Below are 23,683 nucleotides of genomic sequence, written 5' to 3'. Positions count from 1 at the left end.
GCGATTTAAAGAGCGGGAGTATACCCGATTCGGCCCCGCCACCACTCCCTGGAGCCTTATGCCACGCTGCTTTTGGTGTTCTGAAGATCCGCTGTACATGGCTTATCACGATCAAGAGTGGGGAACGCCGCTGCGCGATGCGCAGGGTTTGTTCGAGTTGCTTTTGCTCGAAGGGTTCCAGGCGGGTCTGTCCTGGATCACTGTTTTACGCAAACGCGAGCATTATCGAAAGGTCTTGTTCGGCTTTGATGCGCAGCGTCTGGCGCGGTTAAGCGATGAAGAAATCGAGGCGCTGATGCAGGATCCGGGCATCGTGCGCAATCGCTTGAAGCTCAATGCTACCCGGCGCAACGCCGCGGCCTGGCTGGCGCTGGAAGACCCGGTGGGGTTGCTGTGGTCATTTGTCGGCGGCAAACCCAAGGTCAATCACTTCAAGGATCGCAGCGACGTCCCGGCCATTACACCCGAGGCTGAAGCCATGAGCCGCGCCTTGAAAAAAGCCGGTTTCACCTTCGTCGGGCCGACCATCTGCTACGCCTTCATGCAGGCCTCGGGCATGGTCATGGACCACACTCAGGACTGTGACCGTTACGCGGACTTGGTCAACGCCGGTTAGAATGCCGGTTTTGCGCACCACACACGATCAGGAGTGACCTGTGGAAAAGTTTAAAGGCGCCTTGCTGGTAGGCGCTCTCCGGTTGTTTGCCCTGCTGCCCTGGCGCGCCGTCCAAGCCGTTGGCACGGGCATCGGCTGGATCATGTGGAAAACCCCCAACCGTTCCCGCGACACCGTGCGGATCAACCTCTCCAAATGCTTCCCGGACATGGACCCGGCCGAGCGCGAGCGCCTGGTGGGCCGCAGCCTGATGGACATCGGCAAGTCCCTGACCGAAAGTGCTTGCGCGTGGATCTGGCCAGCCCAGCGCTCCATCGACCTGGTGCGGGAAGTCGAGGGCCTGGAAGTGTTGCACCAAGCCCTGGCCTCGGGCAAAGGCGTGGTGGGTATCACCAGTCATCTGGGCAACTGGGAAGTGCTGAACCACTTCTATTGCAGCCAGTGCAAACCGATCATTTTCTATCGCCCGCCCAAGCTCAAGGCGGTGGACGAACTGCTGCGCAAACAACGCGTGCAATTGGGCAACCGCGTGGCGGCGTCGACCAAGGAAGGCATTCTCAGCGTGATCAAGGAAGTGCGCAAAGGCGGCCAGGTAGGCATTCCTGCCGACCCGGAACCAGCCGAGTCCGCCGGCATCTTCGTACCGTTTTTCGCCACCCAGGCCCTCACCAGCAAATTCGTGCCGAACATGCTCGCGGGCCACAAGGCTGTTGGCGTATTCCTGCACGCGTTGCGCCTGCCGGACGGCTCAGGCTACAAAGTGATCCTGGAAGCGGCGCCGGAAGACATGTACAGCACCGACACCGCCACCTCCTGCGCGGCGATGAGCAAAGTGGTGGAGCGCTATGTCGGCGCCTACCCGAGCCAGTACATGTGGAGCATGAAGCGCTTCAAGAAGCGCCCGCCGGGTGAGGCGCGGTGGTACTGATTCACACCTGACTCAAGACCGATATAGAAACAATGTGGGAGGGGGCTTGCTCCCGATAGCGGTGGTTCAGTCAAATATGCATTGGCTGACACACTGGCATCGGGAGCAAGCCCCCTCCCACATTTAGTCCTGTATCAAGCCTGTCGATCGAGTTTCTTCAGGAACACGGTCATCTCTTTTTCGGCCTGCTTGTCGCCGTGGGCCTGGGCCGCTTCAATGCCTTTTTCCCACGCCTGTCGTGCTGAGGCACTGTCACCCTGCGCCTGGTGCGCCTTGCCCAACAGCTTCCACGCCGCCGAATACTTCGGATCGAACTCGAGGCACTTGCCCAGATGCTCGGCGGCTTTGGCGTTGTCTTTCAAGTCCAGATAACCCTTGCCCAAGCCGAAACGCAGCAGCGAATTATCCACACCCTTGGCGAGCATTTTTTCCAGGGATTCGAGCATGTCGGTCACTCCGTTTGATCAGAAAAAGCTCAAGCCCACGTGGAACAGCTTCTCTACATCGCGGATATGTTTTTTATCCACAAGGAACAAAATCACATGGTCTGCGGTGGCGATCACCGTGTCGTCGTGGGCGATGATCACTTCTTCATCGCGGATGATTGCGCCAATGGTGGTACCCGGCGGCAGGCCGATATCGCGGATGGCCTTGCCAATCACCTTGCTCGACTTCGAATCACCGTGGGCAATCGCCTCGATGGCTTCCGCCGCACCCCGGCGCAGGGAGTGCACGCTGACAATATCGCCACGCCGCACGTGGGCGAGCAAGGTACCGATGGTCGCCAGTTGGGGGCTGATGGCGATGTCGATATCGCCGCCCTGGATCAGGTCCACATAGGCCGGGTTGTTGATGATGGTCATCACCTTCTTCGCCCCCAGCCGCTTGGCCAGCAACGACGACATGATGTTGGCTTCGTCATCGTTGGTCAGGGCGAGGAAGATATCGGCGTCGGCGATGTTTTCTTCCATCAGCAGGTCGCGGTCCGAGGCGCTGCCTTGCAGTACGACAGTGCTGTCGAGGGTGTCGGACAAATGCCGGCAACGCGTCGGGCTCATCTCGATGATCTTCACCTGGTAGCGGCTTTCGATGGCCTCGGCCAACCGCTCGCCGATCTGCCCGCCGCCTGCGATGACGATGCGTTTGTAGCTCTCGTCGAGCCTGCGCATTTCGCTCATGACCGCACGAATATTCGCCTTGGCGGCGATGAAAAACACTTCGTCGTCGGCCTCGATCACCGTGTCGCCCTGGGGCAGGATCGGCCGGTCACGACGGAAAATCGCGGCCACGCGGGTTTCCACGTTTGGCATGTGCTCACGCAGCTGGCGCAGTTGCTGGCCAACCAACGGCCCGCCGTAGTACGCCTTTACCGCCACCAGTTGCGCCTTGCCCTCGGCGAAGTCGATCACCTGCAAGGCGCCAGGGATTTCGATCAGGCGCTTGATGTAGTGGGTGACCACCTGTTCCGGGCTGATCAATACGTCCACCGGAATGGCGTCATTATCGAACAGGCCGGCGCGAGTCAGGTAGGCCGCTTCGCGCACCCGGGCGATCTTGGTTGGGGTGTGGAACAACGTATGAGCGACCTGGCACGCGACCATGTTGGTCTCGTCGCTGTTGGTCACCGCCACAAGCATGTCGGCATCGTCGGCACCCGCCTGACGCAGCACCGTTGGAAACGACGCCCGGCCTTGTACCGTGCGAATGTCCAGGCGGTCGCCCAGGTTGCGCAGGCGCTCGGCATCGGTGTCGACCACGGTGATGTCGTTGGCTTCGCCGGCCAAGTGTTCGGCCAGCGTGCCTCCGACCTGCCCTGCCCCAAGGATGATGATTTTCATCCGGTCACTCCCTTAAACCCATTCAGCCGCGTGCGGCGGCGATCTTGATCAGTTTGGCGTAGTAGAAGCCATCGTGCCCGCCTTCCTGCGCGAGCAGTTGGCGGCCGTGGGGCTGCTTGATGCCGGCGCTGGTAGCGAGGTCCAGTTCGCGCGCGCCGCTGGTGCGGGCGAGGAAGGCTTGGATGACCTCAGTATTTTCGGTGGGTAGCGTGGAGCAGGTGGCGTACAGCAGGATGCCGCCGACTTCCAGGGTTGGCCACAGGGCGTCAAGCAATTCGCCTTGCAGCACCGCGAGGGCGGCGATGTCGTCGGGCTGGCGGGTCAGCTTGATGTCCGGGTGCCGACGGATCACGCCGGTGGCGGAGCAAGGTGCGTCCAGCAGGATGCGCTGGAATGGCTTGCCGTCCCACCAGGTCGCTGTGTCGCGGCCGTCGGCGGCGATCAGGTCGGCGCTGAGGCCCAGGCGTGCAAGGTTTTCCCGCACGCGCACCAGGCGTTTGGCTTCAAGATCCACAGCCACTACACCGGCCAGGTCTTTTTCAACCTCAAGGATGTGACAGGTCTTACCGCCTGGCGCGCAGCAGGCGTCGAGTACGCGCTGGCCGGGGGCCAAATCGAGCAGGTCGGCCGCCAATTGCGCGGCCTCGTCCTGCACACTGATCCAGCCTTCGGCAAAGCCCGGCAGGCTGCGTACATCGGTGGCGGCTTCCAGCACGATGCCGTCGGTGCTGTACACGCACGGGGTGGCGTTGATGGCCGCGTCGGCCAGTAATTGCAGGTACGCGTCACGGCTGTGGTGGCGGCGGTTGACCCGCAGGATCATCGGCGGGTGCGCGTTGTTGGCCGCGCAGATAGCCTCCCATTGCTCGGGCCAGAAGGCTTTCAGGGATTTTTGCAGCCAGCGCGGGTGGGCGGTGCGCACCACCGGATCATGTTCCAGCTCGGCCAGCAGTGCTTCGCTTTCACGCTGGGCCCGGCGCAGTACGGCATTGAGCAGGGCCTTGGCCCAGGGCTTTTTCAGCTTGTCGGCGCAACCGACGGTTTCACCGATGGCGGCGTGGGCCGGTACGCGGGTGTAGAGCAATTGATACAGGCCCACCAGCAACAGCGCCTCGACATCAGCGTCTGCCGCCTTGAACGGTTTTTGCAGCAGCTTGGCTGCCAGTGCCGACAACCTTGGCTGCCAGCGGGCGGTGCCAAAGGCCAGGTCTTGGGTGAAACCGCGATCCCGGTCTTCGACCTTATCCAGTTGTGTCGGCAATGAACTGTTCAGCGAAGCTTTGCCGTTGAGCACGGCGGCGAGTGCCTTGGCGGCGGCCAGACGTGGGTTCATTGAGCGGCCACCCCGAGGATCGTGCCCAAGGCAAATTTCTCACGGCGGCTATTGAACAAATCGCTGAAGTTCAGCGCTTTGCCGCCGGGCAATTGCAGACGTGTCAGGCACAGCGCCTGCTCACCGCAAGCGACCAACAGCCCGTCTTTGCTGGCGCCGATAATCTCGCCGGGGGCGCCTTTGCCGTCGGCCAGGGTCGCGTTCAACACCTTCAAGGCTTCGCCGTTCAGGGTGCTATGGCAGATTGGCCATGGGTTGAAGGCACGTACCAGGCGCTCCAGCTCCACGGCCGGGCGGCTCCAGTCGAGGCGCGCTTCGTCTTTGTTCAATTTGTGCGCGTAGGTGGCCAGGCTGTCGTCCTGTACCTCGCCTTCCAGGGTGCCTGCTGTGAGGCCGGCGATGGCCTGGATCACGGCAGGTGGGCCCATTTCGGCAAGGCGGTCGTGCAGGCTGCCACCGGTGTCTTGCGCGGTGATCGGGGTGGTGACCTTGAGCAGCATCGGTCCGGTGTCCAGGCCCGCCTCCATGCGCATCACGGTCACGCCGCTTTCGCTGTCGCCCGCCTCCACGGCGCGCTGGATCGGCGCCGCACCACGCCAGCGAGGCAGCAGCGAAGCATGGCTGTTGATGCAACCCAGGCGCGGGATATCCAGCACCGCCTGGGGCAGGATCAAACCGTAGGCCACCACCACCAGCAGGTCCGGTTTCAGCGCGGCCAGTTCGGCCTGGGCTTCGGCGTTACGCAGGGTCGGCGGTTGCAGCACCGCTATGTTGTGTTCAAGCGCCAATAGCTTGACCGGGCTCGGCATCAGTTTTTGCCCGCGACCGGCCGGGCGATCCGGCTGGGTGTACACCGCGACGATGTCATAAGGGCTGGCAAGCAGCGCCTTGAGGTGTTCGGCGGCGAATTCAGGGGTGCCGGCAAAAACAATGCGCAATGGCTCGGTCATGGGAGTTCTCGGTTAAAAACAGTCACAAAAGAAAAAGGCTTGCCGCAGCAAGCCTTTGGAAGAAGGGCATCAAGCTTGCTGGCGATGCTTTTTTTCCAGCTTCTTCTTGATCCGGTCCCGCTTGAGCGTGGACAGGTAATCGACAAACAGCTTGCCGTTAAGGTGGTCGCATTCATGTTGGATGCACACTGCCAACAGACCTTCGGCAATCAGCTCAAAAGGCTTGCCGTCACGGTCCAGGGCCTTGATCTTCACGCGCAGCGGGCGTTCGACGTTCTCGTAGAACTCCGGCACCGACAGGCAGCCTTCCTGGTATTCGCCCATCTCATCGGTCAGCGGTTCGAACTCGGGGTTGATGTACACCCGGGGTTCGCTGCGATCTTCCGACAGGTCCATGACCACGACACGCAGATGCACGTTGACCTGGGTAGCGGCGAGGCCAATGCCCGGAGCTTCATACATTGTTTCAAACATGTCATCGACCAACTGACGAACCTTGTCGTCCACTACGGCCACCGGCTTGGCGATCGTGCGCAGGCGCGAGTCGGGAAATTCGAGGATGTTCAAAATAGCCATAAGCGTAATTGCTGCACATGTGAGGTAAAGACCAATCGGCGGTGGGATGGACCCACACGGCCGGTGTGAAACGCTCAGAAGCCACGAGGGCCAAGGCATTTCACGCGAACGCACATAATAAAGGAGATTCACCCCATGAGGAAATCGCTACTCGTCTTGCTGCTGTGGGCCCCCGTCGCCATGGCGTTGATTCCCAAGCCCACTGAACGCTTGGATCACGCGACGCAACAGGCCATCCAGCACTTTTTACTGCATAACCGGATTGTCGATACGCCCCAGGACCTGGACAACGCGCCTTATATCGTCGCAGCGCAAGGCGGTCGCGTGCTGGGGGCCAACGGTGAGCGCGTGCATGCTCGCGGTCAGCTGGACCCGGCCCAGCCAAGCTACGGAATCTTTCGTCGAGGCAAGGTCTACACCGACCCAGGCACCCAGGAGCTACTGGGCATCAATGCCGACGATATCGGCACCGCACGCTTTGTACTCGCCGACGACCTCACCACCCTGGCGGTGCAGCGGGTTACCCAGGAAATCCGTCCAGGTGACCGCTTGCTTGGTGCCCAACGTCCGGTCGCGCTGAACACCCTGGAGTCAGCCAAATCCACGGCTTTCATCGCAGGGCACATCATCGACATCCCCAGGGGCGTCACTCAGATTGGTGTTCTGGACGCCGTGACCCTGAACAAGGGCCGCCGCGACGGATTGATCGAAGGCCAGTTACTGACGGTGATCAAGGCGGGTGCCACGGTGCGAGACGTCCTTACCGGCACGCCAACACAACTCCCGGAAGAACGGGCCGGCACTCTTCTGGTGTTTCGCACCTATGAAAAACTCAGCTACGCCTTGGTGCTCAGTGCTTCACGCGCGCTGGCTGTAAAGGATCGTTTCGAGACCCGTCAACAAGCGCAATAAATAGCCTGCTAAATAAGTTACCAACAGAGTTATCCACAGCTTGTTCCGGTCAAGGATGATCAAATGAATCCGATAAACAGTAGCGAAATTTCTCCGGCAGAGCTGGAAGCCCGACTACGCTTGCACAGGCTGCCAGAACTGGGTCCCAAGCGTTTTCACGTATTGATCCAAGCGTTCGGCTGCGCCTCCAAGGCCCTCAGTGCCCCCGCCAGTGCCTGGCGTTCCCTCGGGTTGCCCGCCATCAGCGCCGATGCCCGGCGTAGCCCGCAAATCCGTGATGGCGCCAGTACGGCATTGGCCTGGTTAGAGCGTCCGGCCCAGCATTTGCTGATGTGGGACCAACTTGAGTACCCGGCCTTGCTCGCTCAGATCGACGACGCACCGCCGCTGTTATTCGTTGCGGGCGACCCGGGCATTCTGGAAAAACCACAGTTGGCCATGGTCGGTAGCCGGCGTGCTTCCCGCCCCGGCATGGACACGGCCGCCGCGTTTTCCCGCAGCCTGGCGAGCGCCGGTTTTGTCATCACCAGTGGTTTGGCGCTGGGCATTGACGGCGCAGCACACCAGGCAGCGCTGGAGGTGGGCGGTCGTACAGTCGGGGTGCTTGGCACCGGGCTGGAAAATTTTTATCCACAGCGCCACCGCAAGCTCGCTGCCGCGATGATTGCCCAAGGCAGCGCGGTGGTTTCTGAGTTTCCGTTGGACGCGGGGCCCCAGGCCGGTAATTTTCCACGGCGCAATCGGATTATCAGCGGGCTCTCGCTGGGGGTTCTGGTGGTGGAAGCCAGCATGGCCAGCGGTTCGCTGATCACCGCACGGCTGGCCGCAGAGCAAGGGCGCGAGGTGTATGCGATCCCTGGCTCCATTCACCATCCCGGTGCCAAGGGTTGCCATCAACTGATCCGTGATGGCGCGGTGCTGGTGGAAACCATCGAACACATCCTTGAGGCGCTGCGCGGTTGGCAGGCGTTATCGCGCCCTGCGCCGGTGCCGATCACCCACCCACTGGTGGCACTGCTGCATGCTGCGCCGCATACCAGTGAAGCCCTGGCGATTGCCAGTGGTCGGCCGTTGTCCCAGGTGCTGGCGACTCTTACGGAGCTGGAGCTGGAAGGCCAGGTCATCTGCGAAAGCGGGCGCTGGCTGGCGCGTTGCCAGGTTTAGGTGCTGCCGGTTTTTGGCGCTGGGTTTTGTAACGAAGATCGGTAAACTGCCCAGAGCTTTAGTCCGGAGATTAAATAATGGTCAACAGGTGGCGTGTGCTGCAAGCCGCACGGGAAATTCGCGCAGGCGCGGTGATTGCCTATCCGACCGAGGCGGTCTGGGGCCTGGGTTGCGACCCGTGGAATGAAGAAGCGGTGGATCGGCTATTGGCGATCAAGAACCGCTCGGTGGACAAGGGCCTGATTCTGGTAGCGGACAACATTCGTCAATTCGACTTCCTGTTCGAAGACTTCCCGGACACCTGGATCGATCGCATGGCCAGCACCTGGCCCGGGCCGAATACCTGGCTGGTGCCCCACCAGGACTTGTTGCCCGAATGGGTCACCGGTATGCATGACACTGTGGCGTTGCGGGTCACTGATCACCCGTTGGTGAGGGATTTGTGCGCTCAGGTCGGGCCGTTGATCTCCACGTCGGCCAACCCTCAGGGGCGCCCGGCGGCACGCACGCGTATTCGCGTGGAGCAGTATTTCCGCGGGCAAGTGGACTTGGTGTTGGGTGGCGCGCTGGGTGGGCGCAAGAACCCAAGCCTGATTCGGGACCTGGTGACAGGTGAGGTTGTGCGTCCCTCCTGAGATCGAGGCACGGCCATCGCGGGCAAGCCCGGCTCCCACATTTGATCAGTCATCGCGGTCAAATGTGGGAGCTGGCTTGCCTGCGATGACGCACTCAAGGCAACAGAATGGTTGAGCCAGTCGTGCGTCGCGCCGACAACTCGGTCTGCGCTTTGGCCGCATCCGCCAGCGGGTAGCGCTGGTTGATATCAATGCGCACCTTGCCGCTCTTGATCATCGAAAACAGATCGTCCGCCATCGCCTGCAAGTTCGCCGGATTGTTGGCGTAGGTCGCCAGCGTCGGGCGGGTCACGTACAGCGAGCCCTTGGCCGACAGAATGCCCAGGTTCACCCCGTCCACCGCGCCCGACGCGTTGCCAAAGCTTACGACCAAACCCCGTGGCGCCACGCTGTCCAGAGAGGTCAGCCAGGTGTCCTTGCCGACGCCGTCGTACACCACCGGCACCTTTTTACCGTCAGTCAATTCCAGCACACGTTGTGCGACATTCTCCTTGCTGTAGTCGATGGTTTCCCAGGCGCCGAGGGATTTGGCCAGGGCGGCCTTTTCCGGCGAACTCACGGTGCCGATCAGCTTCACGCCCAGGGCCTTGGCCCATTGGCAGGCCAGGGAGCCCACGCCACCGGCAGCCGCGTGGAACAGGATGGTTTCGCCGCCTTTCAATTCGTAGGTCTGGCGCAACAGGTATTGCACGGTCAGGCCCTTGAGCATGGCCCCGGCGGCCTGCTCGAAACTGATGTCATCCGGCAGGTGCACCAGGTTGGCGGCGGGCAACACATGCAACTCGCTGTAGGCACCCAGCGGGCCGCTGCCGTAGGCCACGCGGTCGCCGACTTTGAACTGGGTGACTTCACTGCCCACGGCATCGACGACACCAGCGCCTTCAGCGCCCAGGCCGGATGGCAGCGCGGGCGGTGCGTAGAGGCCACTGCGAAAATAGGTGTCGATGAAGTTCAGACCGATGGCCTCGTTACGCACCCGCACCTGTTGTGGGCCAGGCTCCGCTGGCGTGTAGTCCACATACTCAAGTACTTCGGGGCCGCCGTGGGCGCTGAACTGGATACGTTTGGCCATCTGCACTTCTCCTTGGGTTCGAATCTGCGTAGCCCCCTATCGGACTCCTAAGCTTGATCTTCGTCAACTGCCGCGCACCTAAGTGCAGTGGCATGTGGGCGCAGTGGTATCCTGTGCGCCCATTTGCCGCCGACGCCCAATGGCCTCGCGTAGCTTTGCCCGATTCAAGGTGATGCCATGACTACCCGCACCGAGGCCGTTAAAGCCTACCTGCTTGACCTGCAAGATCGCATTTGCAACGCCCTGGAAACCTTCGAGACGGACGCTCGCTTTATCGAAGACGCCTGGACCCGGCCTGCCGGTGGTGGCGGTCGCACCCGTGTGATCGAGAACGGTTCGGTGATCGAAAAAGGCGGCGTTAACTTTTCCCACGTGTTTGGCAGCGGTTTGCCACCGTCCGCCAGTGCCCATCGGCCTGAGCTGGCTGGTCGGGGGTTTGAAGCCTTGGGCGTGTCACTGGTGATTCATCCGCATAACCCGCATGTGCCGACATCCCACGCCAATGTGCGCTTTTTCATCGCTGAAAAAGAAGGCGAAGAACCGGTGTGGTGGTTCGGTGGCGGCTTTGACTTGACCCCGTATTACGGCAACGAAGAAGACTGCGTCCACTGGCACCGTGTGGCCGAGCAAGCTTGTGCGCCCTTTGGCCCGGACGTGTACGCACGCTATAAAGCCTGGTGCGACGCCTATTTCCACATCAAGCATCGCAATGAACCTCGCGGTATCGGTGGCCTGTTCTTCGATGACTTGAACGAATGGGGCTTCGACACCTGTTTCGCCTTTATCCGTGCCATCGGCGATGCCTATATCGATGCCTACCTGCCGATTGTGCAACGTCGCAAGGCCATGGCGTATACCGAGCAGCAGCGTCAGTTCCAGGAGTTCCGCCGGGGCCGCTACGTCGAGTTCAACCTGGTCTATGACCGTGGCACCCTGTTCGGTCTGCAGTCGGGCGGGCGTACAGAATCGATCCTGATGTCGCTGCCGCCCCAGGTCCGTTGGAGCTACGACTGGAAGGCCGAGGCCGGTAGCGAGGAGGCGCGCCTCACCGATTATTTCCTGCAAGACCGCGACTGGCTCGGCGTCGTTGCAGCCAAGGCGGCGGTGTGATGGACCGTTATGTCGTGTTCGGCAACCCCATCGGCCACAGTAAATCGCCGCTGATCCACCGTATGTTCGCCGAGCAGACCGGCGAACAACTGGACTACAGCACGTTGCTCGCGCCGTTGGAGGATTTCACCCACTGCGCCCGTGAGTTTTTTCGCCAGGGCCGTGGCGCCAACGTGACCGTGCCGTTCAAGGAAGACGCCTATCGTTTGGCCGATACCTTGACCGAACGCGCCCAGCGCGCTGGAGCCGTGAACACCCTGAGCAAACTGGCGGACGGTACGTTGTTGGGAGACAACACCGACGGCGCCGGCCTGGTGCGCGACCTGACGGTCAACGCCGGGCTGAACCTGCAAGGCAAACGCATCCTGTTGTTGGGAGCCGGTGGCGCGGTGCGCGGTGCACTTGAGCCGTTGCTGGCACAGCAACCCTCTTCGTTGATCATTGCCAACCGCACCGTGGAAAAGGCCGAGCTGCTCGCTGAGCTGTTCGACGACCTGGGCCCGGTGTCTGCCAGTGGTTTCGACTGGCTACGTGAGCCGGTGGACGTGATCATCAATGCCACGTCCGCCAGCCTGTCAGGCGATGTACCGCCGATTGCCGGCAGCCTGATCGAGCCGGGCAAGACGTTCTGCTACGACATGATGTACGCCAAGGAACCTACCGCGTTCTGCCGCTGGGCTGCGGAACACGGCGCTGTGGTGGCGATGGATGGTTTGGGGATGCTGGTGGAGCAGGCAGCGGAAGCCTTCTTCCTGTGGCGTGGTGTGCGCCCTGATTCAGCACCGGTGTTAGCCGAACTACGCCGTCAATTGGCCTGATCGTGTTCAATCTTGGAAATGGAGGGGGCAACTCTTGGCCCCTTCCAGTTTTCTTAACTCTTCGATTACTTGCGGCCTGGCCCCACGCAAGGTCAGGCTACGCCCCAACCGCGCCAACCGTCGCGCCTCCTGATGCAGCATCTCCACCCCGGAGTAGTCGATAAAATTGATCTGCTGCGCTTCGATCACCACCCGTGTGCCCTGCAGACTTTGCAGGCGTACTTGCAGGTAATGGCTGGCGCCAAAAAAGATCGAGCCACCCACTCGTAATACATCCTCGTCCCCATCGCGCCATTGCTGAACCCGTGGTTGCGAAGTGCGCTTGAGGTAGAAAAACAGCGATGCCAACACCCCGGCATAAATCGCCGTTTGTAGCTCCAGCAGCAAGGTGGCGACACACGTCAGGCCCATCACCACGAATTCGGCGCGGCTGACACGAAACAAAGCACGAATCCCTCGATGATCCACCAAACCCCAGCAAATCAGCAGGATGCTGGCGGCCATGCTGGGGATGGGAATATGCGCGATCAACGTCGCGCCGAACAACGCAAATAACGCCACCCACAGCGCGGAAAACACCCCAGCCAGGGGCGAACAAGCACCCGCCTCGTAACTGAGGCCCGAACGGGTGAACGAACCGGCTGACAGGTAGCCGGAGAAAAATCCGCCAACGATGTTGGATAAACCCTGGGCGCGCACTTCCTGGTTGGCGTCGAGTAATTGTTGCGAGCGAGCCGACAGTGAGCGTGCAATCGACAGGCTGGTCACCAACCCCAGCATCCCCACCGCCACCGCGCTGGGCAACAGGCGCAGTACCAGGTCCAGGTCCATCGGCAATGGACTGAACGGCGGCAACTGGCCGATAAACGAACTGACCAGCGCCACATGCCCGAACATCGTCGGCCACAGCCATGCCGTCAGGCTACCCAAGACTAAAGCGATCAACAGCGTCGGCCAGCGTGGCACCAGAGACTTGAGCAGCGCGCCCACCAGCAAAGTGCCGAGCCCGAGGATCACGGACGCACGATCCCACTCACCGCCATGGTCGACCAGCGCCAGCAGGCTGTTGAGGGCGGTGGCCTGGCTCGGCAAGTCCAGCCCCAGCAGGTTCGGCAACTGCCCCAGGGCAATCACCACCGCGGCGCCCAGGGTGAAACCCAGCACCACCGAATGGGAGACAAAATTCACCAGCGCGCCAAAGCGCAGAAGGCCGAGCAACCACTGGAACACCCCGGCGAGGAAGGTCAGCAACAGGATGAGGGTGATGTAGTCCTGGGAACCTGGCACGGCCAATGGGCTGATACTGGCGTAAAGCACGATGGAAATCGCCGCCGTGGGCCCACAGATCAGGTGCCAGGAAGAGCCCCACAGGCAAGCGATCAAGACCGGGATGATCGCCGCGTAGAGCCCGTATTCCGGTGGCAGGCCGGCGATCAGTGCGTAGGCAATCGACTGTGGCAGGGCCAGTACGGCGCCACTGAGGCCGACGATCGCATCCCGGCCGACGCTGGCGCGGGTTTGGCGCGGGAGCCAGCTGAGGAAGGGGAAGAGTGTGTGGCGGTTGGGCCGGGGCATCGCAGGCTCGGGTAGAAGGTTTGGCTTAGAGTATCAGTACACACCGGCTCCCTGTGGGAGGGGGCTTGCTCCCGATAGCGGTGTTTCAGCCAATACATTCATAGCTGATAGGCCGTCATCGGGGGCAAGCCCCCTCCCACATTTGGATCCAGGCGCATCTTAGAGTTGGGCTTTGACCGCGGGCAACGCATCCTGGCCATCCAGGGTTTTCACGCCGTCGAGCCACTTGTCCAGCACCGCGGGGTTGGCCTTGATCCACGCTTTGGCCGCCTCGGCATTGCTGACCTTGTTGTTGGCCACCTGCGCCATGATGCCGTTCTCCATCTCCTGGGTGAAACTCAGGTTGGTCAGCAGTTTGGCGACATTCGGGCAGGCTTGGGCGTAACCCTTGCGGGTCAAGGTATACACGCTACCGGTGGCGCCAAAATACTGCTCGCCGCCCTTGAGGTAATGCATCTTCAACTGCACGTTCATCGGGTGCGGCGTCCAGCCGAGGAAGGTGACGAAGCGCTGTTTCTTCACCGCTCGCGACACCTCGGCGAGCATCGCCTGCTCGCTGGATTCGATCAGCTTCCACTGGCCCAGGTCGAAGTCATTCTTTTTGATGATCTCCTGCAACGAGATATTTGCCGGCGCGCCGGAGCCGATGCCGTAGATCTTCTTGTCGAACTTGTCGGCAAACTTGTTCAGGTCGGCAAAGTCACGTACGCCGGCGTCCCATACGTAGTCCGGCACCGCGAGGGTGAACTCGGTGCCGTCGAGGTTCTTCGCCAGTTGCACCACATCGCCGTTGGCCACGAACTTGTCATAAAAACCTTGTTGCGCCGGCATCCAGTTGCCGAGAAACACATCCACCTGGCCGTCCTTGAGCCCGCCAAAGGTGATCGGCACCGCCAGGGTATCGACCTTGGCTTTGTAGCCCATGCCCATCAGCAAAAAGCCGGTAATGGCATTGGTGGCGGCAATGTCGCTCCAGCCTGGATCGGCCATCTTTACCGTTTCACAGCGAGCGTCTGCGTACACATTGGCGCTGCCCAGCGCCAATATGCTCAGTACCACGGTCAACTTTTGCATGGCCTTCCCTCTGTCTGCTTATTGGTTTTGGCAGGGTTGTGGATAACGTGCCTTGCGCTCCAGGTCGTCGAGGTCGATATGGTTGCGCATGTACTGCTGACTGGCATCCACCTGTGGCTGGTGGTCCCAGCTCTTGAGCGTGCCTTGAGTCAGTGCCTCAAACACCAGGCGGCGGCGACGCTGGCTGGCAAGCACTTGCTGATGGATCGCCGGGATGTCCCATTTGGCCCGCGCCTCATGCAAAAAGGCCTCGAACAGCGAGCGATGTTCTGCTGACAGGCTGAGGTTCTCCCGCTCGTGCGGGTCGTTGCGCACATCAAACAGTAGGCAAGGGTCGTCTTCGCTGTAGATAAATTTGTAGGCGCCCCGGCGAATCATCATCAATGGGCTGATGGTGCCTTCGGCCATGTATTCGCCAAACACTTCGTCATGCCCGCCCTGCCCTTGCAAGTGCGGGACCAGAGAGCGACCGTCCAACGGCAAGTGCGGGTCCAGCTCGCCGCCGGCCAGCTCCACCAGGGTCGGCAGCAGGTCGGCGGTGGACACGGCCTGAGTGACCCGCCCAGCCGCGAATTGGCCCGGCGCGCTGATCAGCAGCGGCACGCGGGCGGCCATTTCAAACCAGTGCATTTTGTACCAGAGGCCACGCTCGCCGAGCATGTCACCGTGGTCGCCGGAGAAGATGATCAGGGTGTCGTCAGCCAGGCCGGTGTCTTCCAGGGTTTGCAGGAGTTTGCCGACATTGCTGTCGATGTAACTGCACGCACCGAAGTAGGCGCGACGGGCATCGCGGATCTTGTCCACAGGCAGCGGTTTATCCCACAAGTCATAGACCTTGAGCAGACGCTGGGAGTGTGGGTCCAGCTCTGCTTGCGCCGGCGTTGCAGGCAAAGGGATGTCGGCGTCGTCGTACAGGTCCCAGAACGGCTTGGGAATGGTGTAAGGGTCGTGGGGATGGGTCATCGATACGGTCAGGCAGAAGGGCCGATCACCGTCCTCGCGGATATGATCGAACAGGTATTGCTGCGCCTTGAACACCACCTCCTCGTCGAAGTCCAGCTGGTTGGTGCGCACGCACGGGCCCGCTTGCAGCACCGAAGACATGTTGTGGTACCAGGTGGGGCGTACGTCGGGCTCATCCCAATTCACCGCCCAGCCATAATCCGCGGGGTAGATATCGCTGGTCAGGCGTTCTTCATAGCCGTGCAACTGGTCGGGGCCGCAGAAATGCATCTTGCCCGACAACGCGGTGCGGTAGCCGAGGCGACGCAGGTAGTGGGCATAGGTCGGCACATCGGCGGGGAAATCGGCAGCGTTGTCGTAGGCGCCGATCTTGCTCGGCAACTGGCCGCTGACCAGAGTGAAGCGCGAAGGCGCACACAACGGACTGTTGCAATAGGCGGCCTCGAATACCACGCCTTGGGCGGCGAGGCGGCTGAGGTTGGGCAGCTTGATCGAGGAAGGCCCGTAGAACGGCAGCATGGGCGCGGCCATTTGATCGGCCATGATGAAAAGAATGTTCTTGCGCTTCATGGTTTCTCGGCATTCCATAGTAAGTGTTTATGCCAATGAGAATGCGGCCCATGGAAATCAGGGTAAAGCCCATGACAAGCAATGCCTAGGATAACGACAGCTTATGTATGAAGCGCTGGGTAACCTCTCTCTCGATCTGCTGCGAGCCTTCGAAGCGGCGGCGCGCCACCGCAGTTTTACCGCCGCGGCGATGGAGCTTGGCACCACCCAGCCGGCGGTCAGCCAGCAGATCAAGCGTCTTGAAGAACAACTGGCAATCCGCCTGTTTGACCGCATCTATCGCGGTATCGAACTGACCGACGCCGGCGTGCTGTTGTTCGAGCACGTACAGGGCGCCCTGCAAAGCATCAATCAAGGGCTCAGCACCATCACCCAACAGGACCAGCACGAAGTACTGCAAGTGGCTACCGACTTCGCCTTCGCCGCCTATTGGCTGATGCCGCGCCTGCATCGCTTTCACCAGGCCAACCCGCAGGTGGATGTGAGCCTGGTTACCAGTGAGCGCAACCACGCCAGCCTGCGCAGCGATATCGATGTGGCGGTGCTGTTCGGCGATGGCCGTTTCAAGCAGGGCGACAGCCTGTGGTTGTTCAATGAGGAAGTGTTCCCGGTATGCAGCCCGCAGTGGCTCAAGGCTCAGGCCGCGCCGATGACGGTGCAATCCTTGCCCGAGTACCCGTTGCTGCACCTGCGTCAGGAAAACAACAGCCAATGGTTCGACTGGAGCGGGGTGTTCCGCCAATTGGGTATATCCGCTGCGCCAACTCCCGGGCAATTGCGCTTCGACAACTACACCTTGCTGATTCAGGCTGCGATTGCCGGCCAGGGCGTTGCCATCGGCTGGCGCCATTTGGTGGATAACCTGCTGGAACAGAACTGGCTGTGCCGACCGATCAGCCCCACGGTGACCTCGCGTTTCGGTTATTACGTGGTGCAACCCCAGCGCAAACGCCGCGGGCAGTTGGTTGAGCGTTTTGTCCAATGGCTGATGGCGGAACAGGCCAGCAGTGCGCAGTCGTTGACCGGGCTGGCCCTGCCTTCGATTGCGGTCTAGGATCGGCACATCGTGGATCCGGAGTCCGTCATGCAACGTATCAAGGGCTATCACGCCCATATCTACTTCGACGCCAGCACCATCGACCAGGCGCGCACGCTGTGTGAGGACGCCGCCAGGCTGTTCCCGTTGCGCATGGGCCGTGTGCATGAGCGGCCGGTGGGCCCGCATCCGGATTGGAGCTGCCAGCTGGCATTCGAGCCGGAATACATCGGCGTGGTGTTGCCGTGGCTGGCGCTGCACCGCGATGGCCTGGTGGTCTTCCTGCACCCTGAAACCGGCGATGACCTGAAGGACCACACCGACTACGCGATCTGGATGGGTGCGATGCGCGAGCTGAATCTGTCGGTTTTTTAACTTTCCTTATCAGATAACGCCTTGCCTTTCCCTAAGTAAAAACAGGGAACGGTGTAGGATTAATCTTGCTTCGTCTCATTATGTGGGATTGATATTTATATATTGAGATATTCCGGCGCGTAGGTTTATATTCGCCCATCTGCTTTTTTCAGCACCCACTCATTTCAGGTGAAGCGATGCAGGCGCAATTGATCGCGCTCGATTGGGGGACCAGCTCCCTTCGTGCTTACAAACTCGGCTCGGCGGGCGTTGTGCTGGAACAGCGCGCGCAAGCCTGGGGCATCATGCATTTGCCCTGCGAGCCACGGGACATCAACGGTATTCATTGCACTGACGGCTTCGAGTTGGCGTTCGATAGCGCTTGCGGCGATTGGCTCGACGCCCAGCCTGAATTGCCAGTGATTGCCTGCGGTATGGTTGGCAGCGCGCAGGGTTGGAGCGAGGCGGCTTATTGCGCCACGCCTGTGGATGTCGCCAGCCTGGGCTTGGCGTTGCACCGCGTGCGCAGCCTGCGCGGGGTGGATGTGCATATTGTGCCGGGGGTGATCGAGCAAGCGGGTTTACCCAATGTGATGCGCGGCGAAGAAACCCAGGTACTCGGCGTGCTGCAGGGGCTTGGGGCCCAAGTGTTGATCGGGTTGCCCGGCAGCCACTCTAAATGGGTCGAGGTGAGTGAAGGCCGCATTACGCATTTCGACACCTTCATGACCGGTGAACTGTTCGCGGTATTGAGCAAGCACAGCATCCTGGGCCGCACTCAGCAGCCGAGCGAACAATTCCAGGCCGAGGCCTTTGACCGTGGCGTGCACGTGGCGCTTTCAAAGGATGGCAGGCGTGGCGTGCTGTCGACCTTGTTCAGTGCCCGTACCCTGGGCCTGACGGCTGAGCTTGCACCCAACCAGCAGCCCGACTACCTGTCCGGCCTGTTGATCGGCCACGAACTCGCCGGTTTGCCAGACAGCGCCAAAACCAAGCCGATCATCCTGGTTGGCGCCGCCCCACTCTGCGCCCGCTATCAACGCGCTCTGGCCCTTTGCGGCTTCGCCCACGTCAGCCTGGCGCAGGAAGCCACCGAGCGCGGCCTGTGGCAATTGGCCGTGGCGGCTGGGCTCACTCAACCTGTAACGGAGGCCTGACATGCTCAAGCAAGCACTCGCGCAAAACGGTTTGATCGCAATCCTGCGTGGCATACGCCCGGACGAAGCCCAGGCCATCGGCCAGGTGCTGTACGACGCGGGTTTTCGTGTGATCGAAGTCCCGCTCAATTCGCCGGAGCCGTACACCAGCATTCGCACCCTGCGCCACAGCCTGCCCGCCGATTGCCTGATCGGCGCCGGCACGGTGTTGACGCCTGAACAGGTCGAGCAGGTGAAGGCGGCTGGTGGCCAAGTGATTGTCATGCCCCATAGCGATGCCAAAGTACTGCGCGCCGCCAAGGCCGCAGGCCTGTACTTGTCGCCTGGCGTGGCGACGCCAACCGAGGCGTTTGCCGCACTGGCCGAAGGCGCCGACGTATTGAAGCTGTTCCCGGCCGAGCAGATCGGTCCTTCGGTGATCAAGGCGTGGCTGGCGGTATTGCCGGCGGGCACGCTGCTGCTGCCGGTAGGCGGTGTTACGCCGGACAACATGCAGGTGTTTATCGACGCCGGCGCGAAAGGGTTCGGGTTGGGCTCCGGCTTGTTCAAGCCGGGAATGACAGTGGATCAGGTCGCGAGCCGTGCCCAGGCTTATGTCGCCGCCTGGAAAGCCCTGAGCTGATAGCAAGTTCCGCGCCCGCAGGCGCTGCATCCATAAGAGAGACAAGAGATGAAAATCACCAAATTGACGACCTTTATCGTCCCGCCGCGCTGGTGCTTCCTCAAGGTCGAAACCGACCAGGGCGTGACTGGCTGGGGTGAGCCCGTGGTCGAAGGCCGCGCTCACACAGTGGCCGCCGCCGTCGAAGAACTGTCCGACTACCTGATCGGCAAAGACCCACGCAATATCGAAGATATCTGGACGGTGCTCTATCGCGGCGGGTTCTATCGCGGCGGTGCCGTGCACATGAGCGCCCTCGCCGGTATCGACCAGGCGTTGTGGGACATCAAAGGCAAGGCGCTGGGCGTCTCGGTCAGCGATCTGCTGGGCGGCCAGGTGCGTGACAAGATTCGCGTGTACTCGTGGATCGGTGGCGACCGCCCCGCCGACACTGCCCGTGCAGCCAAAGAGGCCGTGGCTCGTGGCTTCACTGCGGTGAAAATGAACGGCACCGAAGAACTGCAGTTCCTCGACAGCTTCGACAAAGTCGACCTGGCACTGGCCAATGTCGCTGCCGTGCGCGATGCGGTGGGCCCTAACGTCGGTATCGGCGTCGACTTCCATGGCCGCGTGCACAAGCCCATGGCCAAGGTGCTGATGAAAGAGCTTGATCCTTACAAACTGATGTTCATTGAAGAACCGGTGCTCAGCGAAAACTACGAAGCATTGAAAGAACTGGCGCCGCTGACCAGTACGCCGATTGCCCTGGGCGAGCGCCTGTTTTCGCGTTGGGATTTCAAGCGTGTGCTCAGCGAAGGCTACGTCGACATCATCCAGCCGGACGCCTCCCACGCAGGCGGGATTACCGAAACCCGCAAGATCGCCAACATGGCCGAAGCCTACGACGTGGCCCTGGCCCTGCACTGTCCGCTGGGCCCGATTGCCCTGGCAGCGTGCCTGCAACTGGATGCGGCTTGCTACAACGCATTTATCCAGGAGCAAAGCCTGGGTATCCACTATAACGAAAGCAACGACCTGCTCGACTACGTGCGCGACCCGGGCGTGTTCGACTATGACCAGGGCTTTGTGAAGATCCCCAACGGCCCGGGCCTGGGCATCGAGATCAACGAGGAATATGTGATTGAGCGCGCGGCTATCGGCCATCGCTGGCGCAATCCGATCTGGCGCCACGCCGATGGCAGTTTTGCCGAGTGGTGATTTTTATCTGAAGGAATGCGCTCCCACATTGACCGCGTTCCTTCAACACGTTTTGTCCTCAACAAACATAAAAAGAGGCACCCCATGCACCCTGAATCCCTCACCGGGCAGGCACCCTTAGTCACGCCCAGCCGAAAGCGCTTTTTCATCATGGTGCTGCTGTTCATCACCGTGGTGATCAACTACCTCGACCGCAGCAACCTGTCGATTGCTGCGCCTGCGCTGACCAGCGAACTGGGGATCGACCCGGTGCAGGTCGGGCTTATTTTCTCCGCCTTCGGCTGGACTTACGCGGCCATGCAAATCCCCGGCGGCTGGCTGGTAGACCGGGTGCCGCCGCGCATTCTGTATACGGCCGCCCTGCTGCTGTGGTCGATTGCCACCGTGATGCTCGGTTTCGCCGCCAGCTTTATCGCGTTGTTCGTGTTGCGCATGGCCGTTGGCGCGTTGGAGGCACCGGCCTATCCCATCAACAGCCGTGTGGTCACCACCTGGTTTCCCGAGCGCGAGCGCGCCACTGCAATTGGCGTCTACACCTCCGGGCAATTTGTCGGCCTGGCGTTCCTCACCCCGGTACTGGCTTGGCTGCAACACCAGTACGGCTGGCACATGGTGTTTGTCGTTACCGGTGGCGTCGGCATCCTGTGGGCCGCGATCTGGTACGCGGTGTATCGCGAGCCCAAAGATTTCAAAGGCGCCAATGAGGCTGAAATCCAGTTGATCCGTGACGGTGGTGGGCTGGTGGACATGCAGGCGCAAACGGCCAAGGCACCCTTCAGTTGGGTCGACCTCGGTATCGTGCTGAGCAAGCGCAAACTCTGGGGCATCTACCTGGGGCAGTTTTGCCTGAACTCTACGCTATGGTTCTTCCTGACCTGGTTCCCGACGTACCTGGTGAAATATCGCGGCATGGACTTTATCCAGTCAGGTTTGTTGGCGTCGTTGCCGTTCCTGGCCGCTTTTGTGGGCGTGCTGTGTTCGGGGGTGTTTTCCGATTGGTTGATCCGTCGTGGTGCCTCGGTAGGCTTTGCCCGCAAGTTGCCGATCATCAGTGGGCTGCTGATTTCCACGGCGATCATCGGTGCCAACTACGTGGACTCCACGGCGTGGGTCATCGCGTTTCTGGCGGTGGCATTTTTCGGCAATGGCCTGGCGTCGATCACCTGGTCGCTGGTTTCGACCTTGGCGCCTGCGCGGTTGCTGGGGCTGACCGGAGGCGTGTTCAACTTCATCGGTAACCTGTCGGCAATCGCTACGCCCATCGTGATTGGCTTTCTGGCCAGTGGTTCGTCGTTTGCGCCGGCGATTACTTACATCGCGGTGCTGGCGTTGCTGGGAGCACTTTCCTACATATTGCTTGTAGGTAAAGTCGAACGGATCGAGCTGTAAAAAAGGGCGACCTTGGAGTCGCCCTTCTTTCGCGATTACGGCACCGACATCTCGTTATGGAAAATGTTGTGTGGGTCCCAGCGCTGCTTGGTACGCCGCAGGCGGCTTTCGATGATCAGGTCGGGAAAGAAGATCTTGTACCACTGTGGGTTTTTGCCATTGGCCGGATTGCCACCGATGTAGGTCATATCGAGGTCGGGGTAATTGATGTAACAACCTTCAAACTCGTCGTTGATCGGTACGCCCTGATCATCGGCGAACGCGTTGAAGTACAACCCTCGGATCCAGTCGGCATGGGCTTGATCCGAGGCGGCGCTATCGCCGCGCCAGTAACATTGCGGTTGCCACTTGAGGTATGACGAGCGCTGAGCGGCTGACGACTCCCTGCGCACTGGCTCGCTGGCGGCGTTGATCTGGCCGCCGAAAGACTGAATCTGAATGAGGCTTTGTGTCAGGTGGTTATCAGGGTCTGGCCAGGTCAATGTGGTCCAGATGGCGTCCAGCACTTGAGGGCTGAACACGCCCTTCTGATAAGCCGACTTATAACGTCCACGCTGGTTGTCCCCCGAGCCATTCAATGTCTGTTGGCATACCAGCCAATCCAGGCGTTGGGTAGCTTCCTCGGCGGATTCCAATGAATTGATGGTGCGTCCCGCGCAGCTACCACGCGGCTGATGGATGACGTGAAACGGCACCAGTGACTCGGTAGCAGGTAGCCCGATGGCTGTCAGCATCTTGTCGACAAAATCATCGAAAGGGGCTCGCTCGTTCAGTTCGCCATCCTTGTCCACATAGTGAATACCCAGGGTCACATTGCCTGTGTGCTGGTGGCGCATCTCCAGCTTGGTCGCCAGGCCCCAAGTGTCCGTGTTGCTTTGATTGCTGGCGAACCATGATTGATAGGCCACCAGCAGGTTATCGAGTGCAGGTTTGGTCAGTACGGACCAGTCCCATTCCAACACCAGCCACAGTACCTCTTTCGGTGCCGGTGGCAGGTCTTTGAAGTAATAGCTGGTGATGATGCCGAACTGTCCGCCACCGGCACCGCAACACGCGGCGAACAGGTCCAGTTCGTCCTGATTGGTGCTGTCGCGAGAAACGTGGCGCGGTTCGAGGCCTTTGCCAAGGCTGTCGGGCACCAGGATATCCACACCGCTGAGCCAGTCACATACCAGTCCATATTTGCGCGACAGCAGCCCATAGCCGCCCCCGCAAATATGTCCGCCAAGGCCCACTGAATAACACGAACCACCGGGCAGGGTTTTGTTGGCCAGCTTGTATAACGCGACATAGGCATCCCAGTTTTGTCCGCCGGCTTCCAGGCGAAAGCTATAGCGTTCAGCAGCGCTGGGGTCCAGCTCGGAGCCGATTTGCCCGCTGGCGTCGTAGACCACCTGGTTCAACGCACTGATATCCAGAATCGACAGTACCTCAAGTGGACTGTCGGGCATCTTGTTGGCGACAAAGCCTTCGTAGCAATGACCACCACTGCGTACGGTGATGCGCCCCTCGGGAAGGGCCAATGCCTGCGCGGCGGCGTCAATGATGTCTTGTGGGCTGCGGCAGAGATAGATCAGGTTGGCGCCATTTTGCGAAGACTGACCCTGCACATTGCCCAACGGCCAGCGCAGGTTGAAGCCCTTTTGCAAGGTTGAGTGACGGGAGTCTGAAGAGGTAATGAGATCAAAGGCCATGATGTACTCCTGAGAGCCAGGGATGACTTCTGATGCAACTAACTTAACGACCGGGAAGCAAGAAATGCGGGGGCTTGCGAGGGTGGTTAGACGGCAATAG

The 23,683-nt window shown here is 60.8% G+C and carries 23 protein-coding genes; 13 read left to right on the top strand and 10 right to left on the bottom strand.

What is annotated here, in order from left to right:
* The first annotated feature begins 58 nt into the window (after nt 1–58).
* Both tag and E4P01_RS02610 read left to right on the top strand, forming a co-directional pair.
* On the top strand, nt 59–616 hold the full coding sequence (gene tag, locus E4P01_RS02615) for a DNA-3-methyladenine glycosylase I (protein WP_005783377.1): 558 nt from the start codon (nt 59–61) through the stop codon (nt 614–616).
* A 40-nt stretch (nt 617–656) separates the two neighbouring features.
* Entirely contained in the window at nt 657–1,544 is an 888-nt protein-coding gene (locus E4P01_RS02610) for a lysophospholipid acyltransferase (RefSeq protein WP_005783378.1), read from the top strand.
* 134 nt (nt 1,545–1,678) lie between these two features.
* Here the strand turns inward: E4P01_RS02610 and E4P01_RS02605 are convergent, their stop codons facing one another.
* The 5 genes from E4P01_RS02605 to def all read right to left on the bottom strand — a co-directional run bounded on the left by E4P01_RS02605 (nt 1,679) and on the right by def (nt 6,241).
* Nucleotides 1,679–1,990 (bottom strand): tetratricopeptide repeat protein, encoded by a 312-nt coding sequence (locus E4P01_RS02605; RefSeq protein ID WP_032878603.1) that lies wholly within the window; start codon nt 1,988–1,990, stop codon nt 1,679–1,681.
* An 18-nt stretch (nt 1,991–2,008) separates the two neighbouring features.
* On the bottom strand, nt 2,009–3,382 hold the full coding sequence (trkA, locus tag E4P01_RS02600; protein ID WP_032878602.1) for a Trk system potassium transporter TrkA: 1,374 nt from the start codon (nt 3,380–3,382) through the stop codon (nt 2,009–2,011).
* Nucleotides 3,383–3,404: 22 nt separating this feature from the next.
* The gene (gene rsmB, locus E4P01_RS02595; protein WP_032878600.1) at nt 3,405–4,715 is read right to left on the bottom strand and encodes a 16S rRNA (cytosine(967)-C(5))-methyltransferase RsmB; all 1,311 of its coding nucleotides are present in this window, start codon (nt 4,713–4,715) and stop codon (nt 3,405–3,407) included.
* Complete coding sequence (fmt, locus tag E4P01_RS02590) at nt 4,712–5,665, bottom strand: methionyl-tRNA formyltransferase (protein ID WP_216090510.1); 954 nt, start codon at nt 5,663–5,665, stop codon at nt 4,712–4,714. Before fmt ends, rsmB begins: the two co-directional genes overlap by 4 nt.
* Nucleotides 5,666–5,734: 69 nt before the next feature.
* Nucleotides 5,735–6,241, bottom strand: a complete 507-nt coding sequence (def, locus tag E4P01_RS02585; RefSeq protein WP_005783383.1) for a peptide deformylase — start codon at nt 6,239–6,241, stop codon at nt 5,735–5,737.
* Between the two features lie 135 nt (nt 6,242–6,376).
* Here def and E4P01_RS02580 point away from each other — a divergent pair, with 135 nt between their 5' ends.
* The 3 genes from E4P01_RS02580 (at nt 6,377) to E4P01_RS02570 (ending at nt 8,952) form a co-directional block, all read left to right on the top strand.
* A complete protein-coding gene (locus E4P01_RS02580; protein WP_078822696.1) occupies nt 6,377–7,153 on the top strand; it encodes a peptidoglycan-binding protein in 777 nt (258 codons plus the stop codon).
* A 63-nt stretch (nt 7,154–7,216) separates the two neighbouring features.
* Nucleotides 7,217–8,317 carry a DNA-processing protein DprA gene (dprA, locus tag E4P01_RS02575; protein ID WP_216090511.1) on the top strand — a complete coding sequence of 367 codons (1,101 nt, stop codon included), beginning with the start codon at nt 7,217–7,219 and terminating at the stop codon, nt 8,315–8,317.
* A gap of 77 nt (nt 8,318–8,394) precedes the next feature.
* Entirely contained in the window at nt 8,395–8,952 is a 558-nt protein-coding gene (locus E4P01_RS02570; protein WP_032878595.1) for an L-threonylcarbamoyladenylate synthase, read from the top strand.
* Between the two features lie 94 nt (nt 8,953–9,046).
* Here E4P01_RS02570 and E4P01_RS02565 read toward each other — a convergent pair whose 3' ends face one another.
* A complete protein-coding gene (locus tag E4P01_RS02565) occupies nt 9,047–10,024 on the bottom strand; it encodes a quinone oxidoreductase (protein WP_032878594.1) in 978 nt (325 codons plus the stop codon).
* A gap of 177 nt (nt 10,025–10,201) precedes the next feature.
* Here E4P01_RS02565 and hemF point away from each other — a divergent pair, with 177 nt between their 5' ends.
* The gene (gene hemF / locus E4P01_RS02560; RefSeq protein WP_032878593.1) at nt 10,202–11,134 is read left to right on the top strand and encodes an oxygen-dependent coproporphyrinogen oxidase; all 933 of its coding nucleotides are present in this window, start codon (nt 10,202–10,204) and stop codon (nt 11,132–11,134) included.
* Complete coding sequence (aroE, locus tag E4P01_RS02555) at nt 11,134–11,952, top strand: shikimate dehydrogenase (RefSeq protein ID WP_032878592.1); 819 nt, start codon at nt 11,134–11,136, stop codon at nt 11,950–11,952. Before hemF ends, aroE begins: the two co-directional genes overlap by 1 nt.
* A gap of 6 nt (nt 11,953–11,958) precedes the next feature.
* On the opposite strand, the gene E4P01_RS02550 is transcribed toward aroE, so the two are convergent.
* The 3 genes from E4P01_RS02550 to betC all read right to left on the bottom strand — a co-directional run bounded on the left by E4P01_RS02550 (nt 11,959) and on the right by betC (nt 16,134).
* Nucleotides 11,959–13,527 (bottom strand): SulP family inorganic anion transporter, encoded by a 1,569-nt coding sequence (locus tag E4P01_RS02550; RefSeq protein WP_078822699.1) that lies wholly within the window; start codon nt 13,525–13,527, stop codon nt 11,959–11,961.
* 159 nt (nt 13,528–13,686) lie between these two features.
* Entirely contained in the window at nt 13,687–14,601 is a 915-nt protein-coding gene (choX, locus tag E4P01_RS02545) for a choline ABC transporter substrate-binding protein (RefSeq protein ID WP_216090512.1), read from the bottom strand.
* A gap of 18 nt (nt 14,602–14,619) precedes the next feature.
* Nucleotides 14,620–16,134: a choline-sulfatase gene (gene betC / locus E4P01_RS02540; protein ID WP_005783394.1), complete on the bottom strand. Its 1,515-nt coding sequence runs from the start codon at nt 16,132–16,134 to the stop codon at nt 14,620–14,622.
* Between the two features lie 103 nt (nt 16,135–16,237).
* Between betC and E4P01_RS02535 the strand changes: the two genes are divergently transcribed.
* From E4P01_RS02535 to E4P01_RS02510, 6 genes are all read left to right on the top strand, one after another.
* Nucleotides 16,238–17,188, top strand: coding sequence for a LysR family transcriptional regulator (locus E4P01_RS02535; protein WP_032878587.1), 951 nt, complete (start codon nt 16,238–16,240; stop codon nt 17,186–17,188).
* A 30-nt stretch (nt 17,189–17,218) separates the two neighbouring features.
* Nucleotides 17,219–17,545 carry a DOPA 4,5-dioxygenase family protein gene (locus E4P01_RS02530; RefSeq protein WP_078822701.1) on the top strand — a complete coding sequence of 109 codons (327 nt, stop codon included), beginning with the start codon at nt 17,219–17,221 and terminating at the stop codon, nt 17,543–17,545.
* Nucleotides 17,546–17,721: 176 nt separating this feature from the next.
* Nucleotides 17,722–18,681, top strand: a complete 960-nt coding sequence (locus E4P01_RS02525; protein ID WP_216090513.1) for a 2-dehydro-3-deoxygalactonokinase — start codon at nt 17,722–17,724, stop codon at nt 18,679–18,681.
* Between the two features lies 1 nt (nt 18,682).
* Entirely contained in the window at nt 18,683–19,303 is a 621-nt protein-coding gene (locus E4P01_RS02520) for a 2-dehydro-3-deoxy-6-phosphogalactonate aldolase (RefSeq protein WP_216090514.1), read from the top strand.
* Between the two features lie 48 nt (nt 19,304–19,351).
* Nucleotides 19,352–20,500, top strand: a complete 1,149-nt coding sequence (gene dgoD, locus E4P01_RS02515; protein ID WP_005783400.1) for a galactonate dehydratase — start codon at nt 19,352–19,354, stop codon at nt 20,498–20,500.
* A gap of 84 nt (nt 20,501–20,584) precedes the next feature.
* Entirely contained in the window at nt 20,585–21,889 is a 1,305-nt protein-coding gene (locus tag E4P01_RS02510) for an MFS transporter (protein WP_216090515.1), read from the top strand.
* Between the two features lie 35 nt (nt 21,890–21,924).
* Here E4P01_RS02510 and E4P01_RS02505 read toward each other — a convergent pair whose 3' ends face one another.
* On the bottom strand, nt 21,925–23,583 hold the full coding sequence (locus tag E4P01_RS02505) for a BBE domain-containing protein (RefSeq protein ID WP_216090516.1): 1,659 nt from the start codon (nt 23,581–23,583) through the stop codon (nt 21,925–21,927).
* Between the last annotated feature and the right edge of the window lie 100 nt (nt 23,584–23,683).

Origin of the sequence: Pseudomonas sp. NCIMB 10586, assembly GCF_023127895.1 — a bacterium.
GTDB classification, from domain to species: domain Bacteria; phylum Pseudomonadota; class Gammaproteobacteria; order Pseudomonadales; family Pseudomonadaceae; genus Aquipseudomonas; species Aquipseudomonas synxantha_A.
This window is presented reverse-complemented; position numbering and strand designations above follow the sequence as displayed.

Coding starts and splice junctions, on each gene's coding strand:
- tag (WP_005783377.1), top strand. CDS start 59: ATGCCACGCTGCTTTTGGTGTTCTGAAGATCCGCTGTACATGGCTTAT.
- E4P01_RS02605 (WP_032878603.1), bottom strand. CDS start 1,990: ATGCTCGAATCCCTGGAAAAAATGCTCGCCAAGGGTGTGGATAATTCG.
- trkA (WP_032878602.1), bottom strand. CDS start 3,382: ATGAAAATCATCATCCTTGGGGCAGGGCAGGTCGGAGGCACGCTGGCC.
- rsmB (WP_032878600.1), bottom strand. CDS start 4,715: ATGAACCCACGTCTGGCCGCCGCCAAGGCACTCGCCGCCGTGCTCAAC.
- fmt (WP_216090510.1), bottom strand. CDS start 5,665: ATGACCGAGCCATTGCGCATTGTTTTTGCCGGCACCCCTGAATTCGCC.
- def (WP_005783383.1), bottom strand. CDS start 6,241: ATGGCTATTTTGAACATCCTCGAATTTCCCGACTCGCGCCTGCGCACG.
- E4P01_RS02580 (WP_078822696.1), top strand. CDS start 6,377: ATGAGGAAATCGCTACTCGTCTTGCTGCTGTGGGCCCCCGTCGCCATG.
- dprA (WP_216090511.1), top strand. CDS start 7,217: ATGAATCCGATAAACAGTAGCGAAATTTCTCCGGCAGAGCTGGAAGCC.
- E4P01_RS02570 (WP_032878595.1), top strand. CDS start 8,395: ATGGTCAACAGGTGGCGTGTGCTGCAAGCCGCACGGGAAATTCGCGCA.
- E4P01_RS02565 (WP_032878594.1), bottom strand. CDS start 10,024: ATGGCCAAACGTATCCAGTTCAGCGCCCACGGCGGCCCCGAAGTACTT.
- hemF (WP_032878593.1), top strand. CDS start 10,202: ATGACTACCCGCACCGAGGCCGTTAAAGCCTACCTGCTTGACCTGCAA.
- aroE (WP_032878592.1), top strand. CDS start 11,134: ATGGACCGTTATGTCGTGTTCGGCAACCCCATCGGCCACAGTAAATCG.
- E4P01_RS02550 (WP_078822699.1), bottom strand. CDS start 13,527: ATGCCCCGGCCCAACCGCCACACACTCTTCCCCTTCCTCAGCTGGCTC.
- choX (WP_216090512.1), bottom strand. CDS start 14,601: ATGCAAAAGTTGACCGTGGTACTGAGCATATTGGCGCTGGGCAGCGCC.
- betC (WP_005783394.1), bottom strand. CDS start 16,134: ATGAAGCGCAAGAACATTCTTTTCATCATGGCCGATCAAATGGCCGCG.
- E4P01_RS02535 (WP_032878587.1), top strand. CDS start 16,238: ATGTATGAAGCGCTGGGTAACCTCTCTCTCGATCTGCTGCGAGCCTTC.
- E4P01_RS02530 (WP_078822701.1), top strand. CDS start 17,219: ATGCAACGTATCAAGGGCTATCACGCCCATATCTACTTCGACGCCAGC.
- E4P01_RS02525 (WP_216090513.1), top strand. CDS start 17,722: ATGCAGGCGCAATTGATCGCGCTCGATTGGGGGACCAGCTCCCTTCGT.
- E4P01_RS02520 (WP_216090514.1), top strand. CDS start 18,683: ATGCTCAAGCAAGCACTCGCGCAAAACGGTTTGATCGCAATCCTGCGT.
- dgoD (WP_005783400.1), top strand. CDS start 19,352: ATGAAAATCACCAAATTGACGACCTTTATCGTCCCGCCGCGCTGGTGC.
- E4P01_RS02510 (WP_216090515.1), top strand. CDS start 20,585: ATGCACCCTGAATCCCTCACCGGGCAGGCACCCTTAGTCACGCCCAGC.
- E4P01_RS02505 (WP_216090516.1), bottom strand. CDS start 23,583: ATGGCCTTTGATCTCATTACCTCTTCAGACTCCCGTCACTCAACCTTG.